The sequence below is a fragment of the Bacillus sp. FSL K6-0073 genome (genome assembly GCF_038006085.1).
GTDB lineage: Bacteria > Bacillota > Bacilli > Bacillales > Bacillaceae_G > Bacillus_A > Bacillus_A cereus.
On sequence record NZ_JBBOUN010000002.1, the window covers coordinates 374,508 to 389,422 of the forward strand.

Consider the following 14,915-nt stretch of genomic DNA (forward strand, 5'->3'; position numbering starts at 1 on the left):
AGTTCAAATTGCTATCCTTTTTATTATGCCTTAGAGGTGGTGTTTATATAATTGAACGTGGTTTTGTTACTTTTGTGATAGCAAGATGATAAACCAAGACCAAGTTATGGATTATATTGTGGAATGCTTAAATTAGTATGATGTACAACAAATAAACTATGATCCAGCAATGTCACAGAAGTTAATTAAAAAAACAGGAAAATATTGATTTAAAATGTATCTCTGTAAATCAGTTTCTAAATGTTGTGAATGCGATGATGGAAGATTCAAAAATACTAATTTATGAAAAACGTATAATGACCGATAATCCCTTGTTTATTGTGCTCTTAATGTTGTAGTTGTAACAAATATCAATGGGATGAAAGCCCCAAGTAAGCCACAGTCCAAAAAAAGATTGATGAATTTGTTTCTTTTTTATGCGCTCATAAAGAAACGATGATGGTTATGGATAGCATAAATGAAGAAGGCATGGATGAATTACTTGATGAAATTTATAGATAGAAAAATAGTTTTATATTTCATTAGTTATATTACAATATAAATATTAAATAATGAGGAAGTGTTTTTATGAAAGAATTTATGCCTCTTTTTGCTTCTATTGCCACAGGGATTGCTACATTAACAGCAGTCTGGTTGACTCAGAAAGGAAATAAGAAAGTTCAAAAAGATTTATTAGAATTACAAATAAAACGAGATGAAATGAAAGAAAAAAGAAATGATTTAAAAGAAACTTTAGAAATTTATAATCGTATCCTTAAGGTTAATGGAGAAAATAACGTAATAATTGATAATGGTGGAGCACCTGAAGAATTTGATTTTACTGTATATCAAAAAGAAGTTCGACCTATTCTTTATGAAAAGTACCATTTGTTACATGATGAAGTCGCAATGCTGGTGGCTGGTATAGACGAAGCTATAAGAAGATGCGAATTCTTTGAAGAGGCTGAAAGAAGTGATCATGTGGAACTTTGTGAAAAATACTATAGGTTAATCCGTACCATAAAGCAGAATATTTTCAATTTCCGTAAGGAAGGACGGTAGTTAAAGGCAGTGAGAAATTTGGTTTAAGTGATAGGTTTTCAAATTTTTTTATTTAGACAAGCTGAAAAGCGCGTTTTACTTGATGAGGTTTTAGGGAAGAGCATTCGTTGCTGCGGTGTGAATGTTACGGATTCAAACATTATACAATCTAGTGATATATACGAATTGCTACAATATATGGGTAATCAAATGTCATTGGCTGATATAGTTGTGGAAGATGAACCCCGTAATGAAATTAAAGATGCTATTGCATTTCGTATATTAAAGAATCCAATGATTAGCTAACACAATCTGAATTTATTAAGAAAATGTGAAGAGATTTTAAAAGTATTGTTAGCACTAGAGATTAATAAGTAGCTTAACCGAGATACGAAGCATAGGTATCGTGTTGAACAAAATTTACTGTGTAAATTTATATGAGACGGTGAGAACGAGGTGGTATGAAGACGAATTATCACCAGCTTTTATTGCAACGGCACACATAAAAAAGCGTTCGCACTGTTCAAATTCGGAAAAACTAGATTTCTATATTTTTACCTATATTAAAAATACAACTGAATTAAAGCCATAAAAATTTCCTTTGATACTGTGAATAATATGTTTGTTTACGTTTATCTTGGCTAAAGAAGGTGATTCGAAGAGGTTGTGAATATATTCGTGGTAACGGCTCCCTTTATTTTTATTTATGAGGAATCGTGTTTTTTATAACAGATTTTACCATAAATATTAATTTTTTTGTGTTTAAATATATTTTTGTATAAAAGTATTGGAAGAAGGTGCTCCTTTTTAGGAATCTAGACATAGTATTAAATTTCTTTAAGGAGGCTTTTAGATTTATAAGTGAGATACGATATTCGTGATATTTAATTCTATTTCTCATAACTCATCTTAGTTAGATTTAGTGTCCTTTGGGATTATTGTGATAGTATAATTGGTTTAAATGAAACTAATAAGGGTAATTAGATTGTATAATTAACATCTTAGAGAAAGTGATTTTATTTATCAAACTTTGGATGAAAAATAGCAAGTTTTAAATTTAAAGTTAATCCATTCGGTAATCTTAGTATATAAAGAGTGGACATGAATAATCACTTAATAGAATTAATATATTATTTAGAAAGTCTAAATTTCGTTATAATATAGACTTGGAGGGGAATCAGGTTATGGAGAAAATACTAACTGCAATTATAGGATCAACAGTACTGAGCGCTGTAATTACAATGCTATACACTAAATTTTTTAATGAAAAGAATCATCAGGTAAAATACATCATTGAAGAACGACAAAAATGGAGAAATGAAATTAGAGATAAATTAGTCGATATTTGTACAACGAAAGATTTAGCTACTGTAGATAAATGTAGAACTTTTATTAGATTAAGGTTGAACCCTAATGATGTAGAGGACATCAAAATAATAAATTGTATGGACAATATATATGAATGCATGAAAGTTGGTAGTGAGGAAAATTATTTATCTTATCAAGAGCAGTTAAAATATTTAGGAAGTATTCTTTTAAAGCATGATTGGGAAAGGGTGAAAAGAGAAACAAAATTTAAGCGGGTATCACAATTTAAATTAGTAGGGATAATTATAATTTTCTCCTTTTTATCCCAAAAAGACTATAATTTAATACATCCTTTAGTGGAAAATACGTTGTTTCAAGCGCTGGAGAAATATTATCCAGTAATTGAAAAGGAGATGGTTGTTAGCACGGTTAGTTTATTAGTTAATTTAATAATAAGTTATGTAATGATAAACGGCATTTATAGGTTAATATTGTTGATTGCAATGAAATGTGTCAAAAGAGGACAAGAAGGTGGGGCGCCCAGTGTATGGCATCCGATTTGTTTGTGGGTTAGTAAGAAGAATAATTTTCGAATGACCAAAGAGAATTCTAGTCAATCAGAGTAGCTTTAAGTAAGAATGAAAAAACAAACGTAGTTAATATTATTGTGGAGCGTAAAGTCCAAATTGCACGTTATGTTGCTGATAATTGGAATGCGGAACTTGTAGAAGAAAATACAGAGTTGGAGGAATGTTTAAATAAACTAATAAATCATATAAAAAAGGCTAACAGGATAAAAATATGATTAATTTAAAATTCAGTAAGATTTTTTTTGGCTGATGAGCACCTTAACAATACGAAAGTTAGTACTTGTATTGTTAAGGTGCTTTCTTGAATTTTTATTCAAAATTACTATATTAATATGTATATTATTTTCTTATTCATTTTTAAAACACAAGATAGACCCTTCGAACTGCTTTTTTCAATAGATGCAAAGGTATGTCTGTATTGCAATAGACAATACATTACGACGTACAATGTAGGGAAAGATTTACGTTCCACAAGTGACTTATATCATTTTTATCCTAAAAGTACTTTCCAATTATATTCGTGAGCGATATTAAATTGTATACCAGCGTGTACTATTTGTAATAGTAGGTTTAAAAAGGCTAAAAAATTAAAAATACAATATCCTTTTGAAGATGGCTTTGAGAAGAATGCCGTTTTTAATATTAAGCCGAAAAGGAAAGTGGATATAAATTCTTTAATTGGAAATACTGCTGATTTGGATTTGATAATAGAGGATGATAATAGTTATGTGGTGGATAATATGAAAATTGAGATGTTTCGCTTAGAAGAAATATATCAATCTCACAAGGGTTTTGTGCAAGAACTCTTATTTAAAAATAAGGTGGTCATCTCCCTGTCAAGTAGACAGTAATAAAAAGAGTATTATGCCACGGCCTTTTCCCGATATTCTATCGGGGAAAGGCCGTGAAGTTTTTCTTGGAATCTTTCTGTATTATAAAATTGAATATATTCTTGAATTGCTCGGTAGGCCATTTCATATGTTTTTGGGCACACTAAATACAACTTCTCTGTTTTTAAATGTGAGAAGAATGATTCGATACACGCATTATCAAAACAGTTTCCACGTCTAGAATGACTACCGACAAATCCTAATTTCTCTAACTGTTTTGCGTAGGATTTAGATGTATATTGAAACCCTTGATCTGAATGGAAAAGGGGCTTAGTAGTTAATGACTTCCCTTCTAATTGACGTAATGTAGTTAAAAACAAATCTAAATCATTTCTTGAAGATAGCTTCCAGGCAACAATTTCATTGTTGTATAAATCTAACACAGCCGACAAATAGGCAAATTGTTCTCCGATTCATACATAAGTAATATCTGTTACGAATTTTTGATTTTGCTTTTCAGCTTGAAACTCTCGATTCAAATGATTTTTAAATACCACAGATGTTTTTCTTCCATAAAACGGACGTTTTTTTCGAATGATAGATTGAATACCCAGCTCTCTCATAAGACGACGAACACGTTTATGATTCATTACCATTCCTTCTCGAGCCAAAGCACGAGTCATACGTTTATACCCATAGTAAGGGTGCTGACGATGAATAGATAAAATATGTTCTTTATGCCACATATCCCTTTTCTGACGTAAACGCTGCACGTTATGATATTTCCGCCATTTATAGTAGCCAGCCTTAGAAACTTCCGCGATTTGAAGCAACCATCGGAGTGGATAGGCTTGGCGTAATGAATCGATAAGAGAAAATCGTTCTTTCTTTAGGACCATTCCTTCCCGTGTAGATTTGGATTGCGCTTTTTTAAATACTCAACCTGTGCCTTCAAATAAGCATTTTCTTCTTCTAGACTATTAAAATTCTTTCGATTCCAGACACCACGTTGATCATCAAAGGACTCCCCTTGTTGCGCACGTTTTACCCACTCAATAATCTGGGCATCGCTCTTCACACCGAGTTGTTCACGAATTTCTCGCAATGATTTTCTCTCTTCTAATCGAAGACGAACTGCTTCTCGCTTTAGTTCTTCTGTATATTTTTGAAATGATTGTCCTTTTCTTGCCATAAAAAAATCCCCTCCAGATAAAACAGTATTGAGTCCATCATATCAGATGGACTCTTTTTTTACTGTCTACCTATAGGGGATAATACCAAGCTTTATCTCTTTTTATATGGTTTCTCTGGTAAGGAGAAACCATATAAAATAAATCTTTATCTAAATTAAAATTTGACATACTAGATGTATTTAAATAATTTTTTATCAAAGTATTATAATGTTTTTTAAAAAGCTCTTTGAGAATAAAAAAATAATATGGTCACTTAAATATTGTTACAGTAATTACTTTGCTATAGAAGGAATTAGAATAAGGAGTAAATCAACTAAATATAACTAAAGAAGACATTGATCTTAATATGATACAATAAAATCAAATGCACTTTGTATTTTTTTACATTTGTACGTTACAAAAAAATTTTAGGAAGGAAGAGGGATTTGAAAAAAATCCAATTAACTGATAAAAGTTTTTTGAAATGTAATACGATAGATTTTAATTTGTTTAATGAGGAAATGTCCATAATTAATGAATTAATTACTGGAATAAAAAAAAGAGAGAATTATTTAGTGTTTACCCCTAATGAAAAAATGTTTTTTTCATTATTATTACAAACATTATATAAAGAAGAAACTATTAATTTTAAGCACAACAAGCAGCCAGAAAAAAGGCTTGAAGTACTAATAATTACTAAGAAAAATAATATGAAAGAATTTTTTTTAAACTGCACAGTCAATAGTAATGAACTGTTTTTGTTATGTAATAGGCTGCATCATCATTTGGGCTTTTGTAATATTGATGATCCGTATTTTGCAAGGGTATATTGGAGACATTTATTATATAAATACTATAGTGGTGAGATTCCGAGTGAAGTCCCTTTACACTACATTTATCCAGTTGCGACAGGATACCATACACTGCAAACAATTTCTAGGGGAAATAGAAATTTACTTGGTAGAAAGGATAGTCAACCACCTACCTTTAATATTACAGACAATATTGATAAATTAAAGGATCGCAGTATTAAATATGATTATGTATTTGTTGATTGCTCACGAATCAAAAAAAACATTTCTAATTTCCCTACAGGTACCTTGTTTTTCTTTAACTCTCCTTTAGACGATCGCATTGTTTACTTACAACGTTATAATTTAAAACAATACCTGTTAGTAGGGGATATATTAAAATCTATAAATTATCAAGAATCATGTAATATTAAACAATTATCACAAGAAATGTTTAGAAAATCGAGTATTAATTCAGTAGAAATAGAATACGTTTCTAGTAATTTTGAACGTGAAATTGAAAGAGCTATACAGTTGTTAGATGTGTTAAAAAAACAAAGATTTTCAAAATACGATGTGCATGGAGTAGCAAAATTAATATATCTTTTTATTAGAATGCCTGTTAATGCAGCTTTATATGACCTTATTGCTAAGTTACAACCTTATGAAGAAACAATTAGAGATATAATGCAAGAGTTAAAAGAGAGTGATTACCGATACGAAAATGACAGTTTTGAACAAATTATAGAGATGCTTGAAGATATACTGTATAAGTGTAAACTGGATAGTGTATGTCCGAAATGGGAACAGTTAAAAGGTTATTTACTTAAGGAATATAGCTGTGGTAAGAGTATTTGTATAGTTTCTCCTAATAAGATAGCGCAATTGGCACTTAAAGAAATGTTATCAATATCTATAGGTGTTTCTTTAAGTGATATGGAAGATAATGGTATTTTTTTTGTGCTTGCAAATGATATTATTAATGAAATGAAGGTTATTACATGTGATAGCTTAGTTATCTATTCATCTTTAAATCTCAGTGATTTAAGCCTGTTATTAAAGTGTAATTATAAAAATGCGAGAGTATATTTATATAATATTGAAATAAACTTACTTATAAATAAATTGAAAACTGTAATAGATGTTGAAAATTACGCACTTAAACACTTTGAAATAAGACAGGGTAGTGTGGGAAATATATATATATATTTATTTAGTAGATTAAATCGATTTGTTAGACAAAAAAAAGTGAATCAGGATGAAACATTATCTAAGTTAATGGAGGAGGTTACCCAATCTGAAACGTACTTATTAAGGGAATTTCGGGAGTATAAGGGCAAGAAAGCAGTTACTGGTTTTTTAGTATATTTTAATGATAATAGCCTTGCATTTTTTACTAAAAACAGCCGAATACAGGTGCTTGATAAAAAGAACAAACGTGTTATACGCAAGCGATTTAAAGATTTATGTATAAAAGATGAAATCCTATTTATTGATAATGATGCCCGTAAAGATATATATAACATATTTATTCATTCAATTGAAAATATGGATATTAATAAAAAGTTATACATGCTTATTGAGCGGTGGAGAGAATTGTATGAAGAGAAATTTTTAGAATCTAGAATGACTGACGAGAAATTATATATGAAAATGAGAACAATAGGTTGGGAAAAAACTACTAAATCTATTTTGAGGAATTGGCGTACGGGATATAGTTATGGACCTAGAAATAAAGAAGACATTATCTTGTTAGGAAAGGCGCTAGAAATACCGGAATTTATAAATAATACGGACATTTACTATAACGCTATGTCAAAAGTGAGAGTTGAAAGAAGACGGGCTTCACGAATTCTTAACAAGATTATTTATTTTTCAAATAAAAAAATTGATCATGAAGAAATAGCAATGATTGAGAACTATAATTTATCTGTGGAGCAATTAAAGGAATCATTATTAATTAAAACAGTGAAAAATATAGAATTGAATAGAGGATATAGAATTAAGCCTATAGAAATGGGACTTATATTTGGATCTATGGAAAAGGAGTGAGAAAAATATGACTAATACTGAAAGAAATAAATACAAAATGGTTAGGGAAATTTTAATTAAAGACCTTAAAAGGGATTTAATCGGACCCGAACATAATAAAGAGGATATAATTTATGAACCTCCATCACAGGCTTATATTACGGGCATCCTATATCCATTAGAATCTGAAACACAGATATTTGAAGAAGAGCTTGAAAAAGTCTATTCAGTTGATAATTTAGATGAAGAATATGAGGGTACTGAGAATAATAATGTAAAAGAAGAGATAATTCTTCCTAAAACAAAAACATTTAAACAACAAAATTCAATGGGAGTAAAGTTTTATATAGAAAAAGATACTAATCATTTTCTTGTTAAAGGTGGATGGGGAAAATATACGTCATCTAAGAAATTCGATAATGAAAAACAGCGAGAAGTAACGATATGGACTAGAGACATTGTAAGTTTTGAGGAGCAAATATATATAAATGCTTTTGAAAATAAAATAGATTTAGAGATTTCTCGAAATGTTTTTTTAATAGTAAATAAAAAAGAAATTGAAGGTACAAACGCAGTATTAATCTCAGTCTTTTTAACAAATAAGACAGTTGATAAAAATAGTAATAATGCAATGTTTCAATGTCAATTAATTTTAGAACACACTGAAAGTCAACGGATTTTCTTATGTGAGAATGAAGCGAGGAAGGATACATATAATTTTAATGAATTTTTGTATAGGAATAAGCCGATATTCGCTAAAGGATTCGGATGTGCCGTTAGTTGGAATAATAATGATATAAAATATGCTGCACAAATTCGTTCGGAATTTATCCCTATTCATGAAGTAGAAAGTATGAGTACTGAATTGCCATTTGATAGACAATATGGAGAAATGCCAAATAGCTATTTTTCAATTAAGAAATTTGCTGAAGAGGTCCAAAGAGAAAAAGTTGTTGGAAAATTAAATAATTTAGCTAACCGTTATGAAAATTGGATTAATATGTTACCGTCTAAGGATGTGGAAGACAAACAATCCGCAAAGCATGTTGTAATGAATTGTAGTAGAGTAATAGAAAGAATTAGAACGGGTATTGAAATTCTAGAAAGTAATAATGAAGCTTTTTTAGCATTTAAGTTTATGAATGAAGTTATGCATACGCAAATAGCGATGAAAAATTATGCTAAAAATAGAACGTCAACGACATTAGAGAGCGAATTAACAAAGGATAGTCTCAATTGGCGTCCTTTTCAGTTGGCATTTATACTCCTTAACATTGAAGGCCTTGTTAATCCAGCTTCTAAAGATAGAGAACTGGTTGATTTACTATGGTTTCCAACAGGTGGTGGAAAAACTGAAGCCTATTTAGGAATTGCAGCATTTTTATTAGGTTATAGACGACTTATTGCTTCAACTACTGATTCTTATGAACGCGATGGTGGAGTTACAATTTTGTTACGATATACATTACGTTTGTTAACAACTCAGCAAAGAGATCGTTTGATGCGTATGATATGTGCAAGTGAATATATACGTCAGAAACAGTCTATATTTGGTAAATCAGAGTTTTCAGTAGGTTTCTGGGTGGGAGCACAGGTTACTGCTAATAGATTATCGGATTTAACTGAGGATTCAAAATTTAGAAGCAGTGATAGAGTAATTTATGAATATAATAAAATAAGAAAACAAATAATTGAGTGTCCATGTTGTGGAAATAAAGAATTGCACTATAAATTCCTACCAAATGAGGATACAAAATCTATAAAGATAGGTGTGCAGATTTATTGCAGAAATGAAGAATGTTTTTTTAAGAATAATCATATCCCTGTATATTTAATTGATGAAGAAATTTATAGAAAATTACCTTCAGTAGTGATATCAACTGTTGATAAGTTTGCTAGATTACCTTGGGAGGAAAAAACAGCATCTTTGTTTGGGAGAGTTAATAGACTGTGTGAAAAATGTGGTTTTATTTCTGAAGGGGAAAAGCACCAGCGTTTTCATAAAAATCCCAATGCAATGGTTCATCAAGTTAAACCTTTTTATCCCCCCGAACTTATTATACAAGATGAATTGCATTTGATAACTGGACCATTGGGAACTATTTATGGGGGATATGAAACTATAGTAGAGGAATTAAGTACAGTAAGTGTTGGAGGCAAAGTACTTAAACCTAAGTATATTGCAGCTACAGCAACGATAAAAAATGCAGCCAATCAAATAGAGAAAGTATTTGGGAGGAAAGTAACCCAACAATTTCCTCCATCGGGTTTAGATGTAGAAGATTCTTTCTTTGCAAAAGAAAGAAATCTTGATGAATTCCCATTCCGACTATATACAGGTATTTGTGTATCTGGAAATTCTATGAAAACAGTATTATTAAGGGTATATGCAGTTTTATTACAAACAACGGAGAATTTATTAGCGGACAAGGAACTCTCGCGGTATGTTGATCCTTATAGAACATTAGTTGGGTATTTTAATAGTGTTCGAGAATTAGGTGGAGCTGTTAGGTTATTAGATGATGACATTAAGAAAAGAATTCAGACTTTACAAAAAAAACACTCTTATGCAAAGCCAAGGTATATTAACCGTAAACCAGAGTTAACTTCACGTGTACAATCAAGCCAAATTCCAAGAGTATTAGAGCAATTGGAAAGAACTGTTGGAAATGAAGAATTAGATGTTGTATTAGCTACGAATATGATTTCAGTAGGTATGGATGTGGACAGATTAGGATTAATGGTAGTAACAGGACAACCTAAGCAAACATCTGAGTATATTCAGTCATCAAGTCGAGTAGGGAGAAGTAAACCAGGCTTAGTTGTTACGGTTTACAACCCATACCGTCCTCGTGATATGTCTCATTATCAAAATTTCAAGGGGTATCATCAACGTCTATATCATTTTGTTGAAGGGACAACAGCAACTCCTTATGCATCTAGGGCAAGAGATAGGGTTCTACATGCTATCGCCGTGGCTTTATTAAGACTTTCTAATATAGAATTAGCAAAAAATGAAGATGCGGGAAACATTAAAGATGTAGATTTAAGTTATCTTAAAGAAGTACTTATGAATCGGATAAGGATTGTAGAACCTCGCAATGTTGAAGAAAGTATGGTTGATTTGAATCAGTTTTTAGATCAATGGATTGAAAAGAGTACCTTGGAAAAAGATTTACAGTATTATTTTTATCCCAATAAGAAACAGGCGCGTATTGAAAGTAAAAATAGGATATTAGCTCGTTTTTCAGAGGATAAACAGTATGGAGGGAAGTCTACACTAGATTCAATGAGACAAGTTGAAGGAACATCTTCGTTGTATATTTATGAAGGGTGGAATCATGATGAAAAAGGAAGTTGGAGAAGTTAGACCTGGACAGCTTATCACAACATATGGACCAGGAGCAATTATAGATTCAGTAAATGATTCGCTTATGGTTTTAGATATAAAGTATTGGCAAAACTGTGACGAAAAAATATATGATAACAAGCTAGCTAAATTTTTAAAAAAGGATTATTTTAAAAAAATACCTGCCACCGGTTCTTATGATTTGCCATCTATACCTTTTCCAAATTATCATGTGTGTAGTAAATGTTTTCATTTATTTGATATAAGAGAAACCTTTAAAATGAGTACTTATTTAAGTAAGGGACCGAGTTGTCCTGATTGTTCGACGAAATCCTATCCAGCTCGTTTTGTTGTATCTTGTCAGGAAAATCATTTAGATGATTTTCCATGGAGATGGTGGGTACATAATAGGAAAGAAACAGAGTGTAGGGGCAAATTGTATTTAAAGAGTTCTGGTAAAAATTCTAGTTTGGAGTCTCTATATGTTCAATGTGAGTGTGGGGAACGTAAGACAATGAGAGGGGCTACACAAGAAAGTTATTTTGAGAGATTTAAGTGTACTGGTAATCACCCTCATAAATTAAATAAAAAATCACCTTGTGCTTCAGCTATTATTCCTCTGCAAAGAGGAGCTTCAAATGTTTATTTCCCTGCGTTGAGAAGTGCTATTGTAATTCCTGATAAAGGAGAAGAATTAAATGAGTTATTCATTTCTTTAAATGATGAAATTGAGCAGTTTAGAAAAGTATTGGGAAGTGCACTGGGAGATCAATGGTATATTAAGTATTATGAATTGAACCATTTGGAAAATAGAGGGTTTTCTAATGCAGGTGCTTTCTTGGAGAAATTTAAAAAGTATCAACAGAGAAAAAATCCCGATGAGGAAATGGAATATAATCAAATAAAACAAGCTGAATACCATACATTTACTAATTTTAAGGATAAAGTAAATTTAGGAGGGGTATTTCAAGCTGAGATAGAGAAGGTTCCTATAGATTTACAACCATACTTTAAAAAAATTATAAAAGCATATAGATTAAAAGAGATATTAGTACTATTGGGTTTTATGAGAAATGATAGTCCTGAACCAGATGTAAATGAACCCCAAAAAATTGTTTGGCTAGAATCAAATAGTAATGAAAATTGGCTGCCTGCTGTAGAAGTTCATGGTGAAGGCATTTTTCTCGAATTTAATAAAGAATCAATAGCAAGTTGGATAAAAAATAATCAAGTTTTATCTAATAGGTCTGATAAATTTTCAACTTTATATTCAAAATGGATAGAAAGTAAAGGCTGGGAATTGCGTGATAATAAGAATATAGTATATGTCATGTTGCATACATTTGCTCATTTATTAATTAAACAGTTGTCACTGCAATCAGGATATTCTTCTGTAGCCATTAAAGAAAGAATATATTGTGGTGAAGATATGGCTGGAATTCTTCTTTACACAGGAAGTACAGATCAAGAAGGGTCTTTAGGTGGTCTGGTAGAAATGGGTACTATTAAAAAATTACGTGAATTGATTTTAAAAGCTTTAGAGGATGCAACATTCTGTTCTAGTGATCCGTATTGTGCAAGTTTAGAACCATGCGAAGATAATCACTTAAATGGGTGTGCATGTTTTGCTTGCTCTATGGTTTCTGAGACATCTTGTGAAGTGGGAAATCGTTTATTAGATCGGTCATTAGTTGTAAAAACTATTGATAGTCAATTTGCTCCATTTTTTGAAGGGTTGATATAGAAATGGAGCAAATAAACATATCCCGTTTATATGTTTTAAAAAATGTACTTGAAAATGAATTGAAAAAACATGCTGATATGAATGTTGAAGAATATACAGAGCACCTCAAAATAAATGGCTATCAGCTTGATGTAAATTTAACAAATTCAAGTACATTATTAAATAAGCTTAGTAAAGAGCAGTTATTAGAACTGCTCTTACTATTTAAAATTTATGAGCAAGAACAAAGACAAGAGTCTGTGGAATTTGTTGCAACACTTCCAGCTAACATAGATAGCAGATTTAGAAAAACAATTAGTGTTGTACGTCAAATTATTCTCGGGGCTCAAAAAGAAATTTTAATCACAGGATATGCAATTTCTGAGTATTTTGATGAAATTTTTAGTGTTATAATAAATAAAAACTTATCTGGAGTAAATATTAAATTTTTTATTGATGATAATACTAAAAACTTGAGTTATATGGAAACTATTAAAAATCGTAAAGATTTGACTAATTTAGAGTTGTATAAATATCAAAAAAGTGAATCTTTATCTTCATTACATGCAAAAGTAATTGTTGTCGACAATCAAAAAGCTTTTGTATCATCGTCTAATCTCTCTTATAATGGTATGGTTAATAATGTAGAGATTGGAACAATTATTATAGGCGAAAAAGTGAGAGAGATAGATAATTTATTTAAACAACTAATTGCTAATAAATATTTTATCAAAATAGTTTAGAAATTGTAGAGGAGTACTGTAAATGATTGTAATTGATTTATTTTCTGGAGCAGGAGGGTTGAGTGAAGGATTTCATAAAGAAGGATTTAAAATTTTGGCCCATGTAGAGAAAGAAATGTGGGCGTGTGAAACGATAAAAACGCGCCTGTTTTACCATTTTTTGAAAGAACGTAATGATTTAGAATTATATTTTACCTATTTACGTGAATCTATTAATTATAGAAAAGTAAATGAGTATAGAGAGTTAGTATACAGCTATTATCCAGAATTGAAACATAAAATTGAGAGGGAGGTTCTCAATAAAAAATTTGGAAATCCTCAAAATGATTCAACTGCAACATCATCTAATCAAGTAATTGAATTAATAAGAGATTCTCTTCGTTATAACGATGTAACTGAAGTAGATCTTATTATTGGGGGCCCACCCTGCCAAGCTTATTCTTTAGTAGGACGTAGTAGGATGAAGGAAAACGCAGAAAAAGATTCACGGAATTATTTATTTCAGTATTATAAAAGAATAGTTCAAGAATTTAGCCCTAAAGCATTTATTTTTGAGAATGTTCCGGGGATTTTAACAGCTAAAAAGGGAAAAGTATACGAGGAAATTAAGAAAGCTTTTGATGAAATTGGATACACTGTATTATCTGGAATAGAAGATGATGATAAAAAAAATATCATAGACTTTGGGGAATTTGGAGTACCTCAAAGAAGAAAAAGGGTATTGCTGTTTGGTTTTCAAAAAAGTCTAGGATATACTTATCCCAATTTTTCGAAATATAAGTTTCCTTGGGAAAGTTCGATGAGTACTAGAAATGTAATTTCAGATTTACCCCGATTGAAGCCAAATGAAGGTCAAGATTTAGGAGTAATGAAATATAGTCAAACTGATAACAATCATAAGCTTTCTTGTTATGAAGAGACAATGAGAGAAGAGAGTATTGGAGTTTTAAACCATAAGGCTCGACCATTAAAAGAACGTGATGCAGAAATATATAGAATAGCAATAAAAAAAGCTAGCGTTGGTGAACAACTAAAGTATAATCATTTACCTAGTTATTTAAAAACACATAAAAATGATAAGGCCTTTTTGGATAGATTTAAAGTACATTGGTGGGATAGTCTGCCACATACTGTTGTGGCTCATATTTCAAAAGATGGACATTATAATATACATCCGGATATTGAACAATGTCGTTCCTTGACTGTAAGAGAAGCAGCGAGAATACAAGGATTTCCAGATAACTATAAATTCGAAGGACCTCGCACAGCGCAATATACGCAAGTGGGAAATGCTGTTCCACCAATAATGTCACAAGTAATTGCAAAAGCAGTAAAAGAGATATTGTCTAAATAATTTC

General features: G+C 30.8%; 7 protein-coding genes and 3 pseudogenes. 9 read left to right on the forward strand and 1 reads right to left on the reverse strand.

The window, feature by feature from the left end:
* Positions 1-47: 47 nt before the first annotated feature.
* The 4 genes and pseudogenes from MHB52_RS29910 to MHB52_RS29925 all read left to right on the forward strand — a co-directional run.
* Positions 48-501 (forward strand): annotated as a pseudogene (locus MHB52_RS29910) (terminase TerL endonuclease subunit); the annotation flags it as partial.
* A gap of 66 nt (positions 502-567) precedes the next feature.
* Positions 568-1,041, forward strand: a complete 474-nt coding sequence (locus MHB52_RS29915) for a hypothetical protein (RefSeq protein ID WP_340768413.1) — start codon at positions 568-570, stop codon at positions 1,039-1,041.
* A 20-nt stretch (positions 1,042-1,061) separates the two neighbouring features.
* Positions 1,062-1,352, forward strand: a pseudogene (locus MHB52_RS29920) (phage portal protein); the annotation flags it as partial.
* Positions 1,353-2,204: 852 nt separating this feature from the next.
* Positions 2,205-2,954 (forward strand): hypothetical protein, encoded by a 750-nt coding sequence (locus MHB52_RS29925; RefSeq protein ID WP_061663560.1) that lies wholly within the window; start codon positions 2,205-2,207, stop codon positions 2,952-2,954.
* A gap of 826 nt (positions 2,955-3,780) precedes the next feature.
* Here the strand turns inward: MHB52_RS29925 and MHB52_RS29930 are convergent.
* Positions 3,781-4,940 (reverse strand): annotated as a pseudogene (locus MHB52_RS29930) (IS3-like element ISBth8 family transposase).
* Between the two features lie 426 nt (positions 4,941-5,366).
* On the opposite strand from MHB52_RS29930, the gene drmE reads away from it, so the two are divergent.
* Genes drmE through MHB52_RS29955 form a run of 5 tightly spaced genes read left to right on the forward strand, consistent with a single transcriptional unit; the run spans position 5,367 to position 14,911 of the window.
* A complete protein-coding gene (gene drmE, locus MHB52_RS29935) occupies positions 5,367-7,763 on the forward strand; it encodes a DISARM system-associated protein DrmE (RefSeq protein WP_061664694.1) in 2,397 nt (798 codons plus the stop codon).
* Positions 7,764-7,770: 7 nt separating this feature from the next.
* A complete protein-coding gene (gene drmA, locus MHB52_RS29940) occupies positions 7,771-11,112 on the forward strand; it encodes a DISARM system helicase DrmA (protein ID WP_061664695.1) in 3,342 nt (1,113 codons plus the stop codon).
* On the forward strand, positions 11,087-12,835 hold the full coding sequence (drmB, locus tag MHB52_RS29945) for a DUF1998 domain-containing protein (protein ID WP_061664697.1): 1,749 nt from the start codon (positions 11,087-11,089) through the stop codon (positions 12,833-12,835). The genes drmA and drmB overlap by 26 nt, the downstream gene beginning before the upstream one ends.
* 2 nt (positions 12,836-12,837) lie before the next feature.
* Entirely contained in the window at positions 12,838-13,557 is a 720-nt protein-coding gene (locus tag MHB52_RS29950) for a phospholipase D-like domain-containing protein (protein ID WP_061664699.1), read from the forward strand.
* 22 nt (positions 13,558-13,579) lie between these two features.
* Positions 13,580-14,911 (forward strand): DNA cytosine methyltransferase, encoded by a 1,332-nt coding sequence (locus MHB52_RS29955; protein WP_061664700.1) that lies wholly within the window; start codon positions 13,580-13,582, stop codon positions 14,909-14,911.
* Positions 14,912-14,915: the final 4 nt, after the last annotated feature.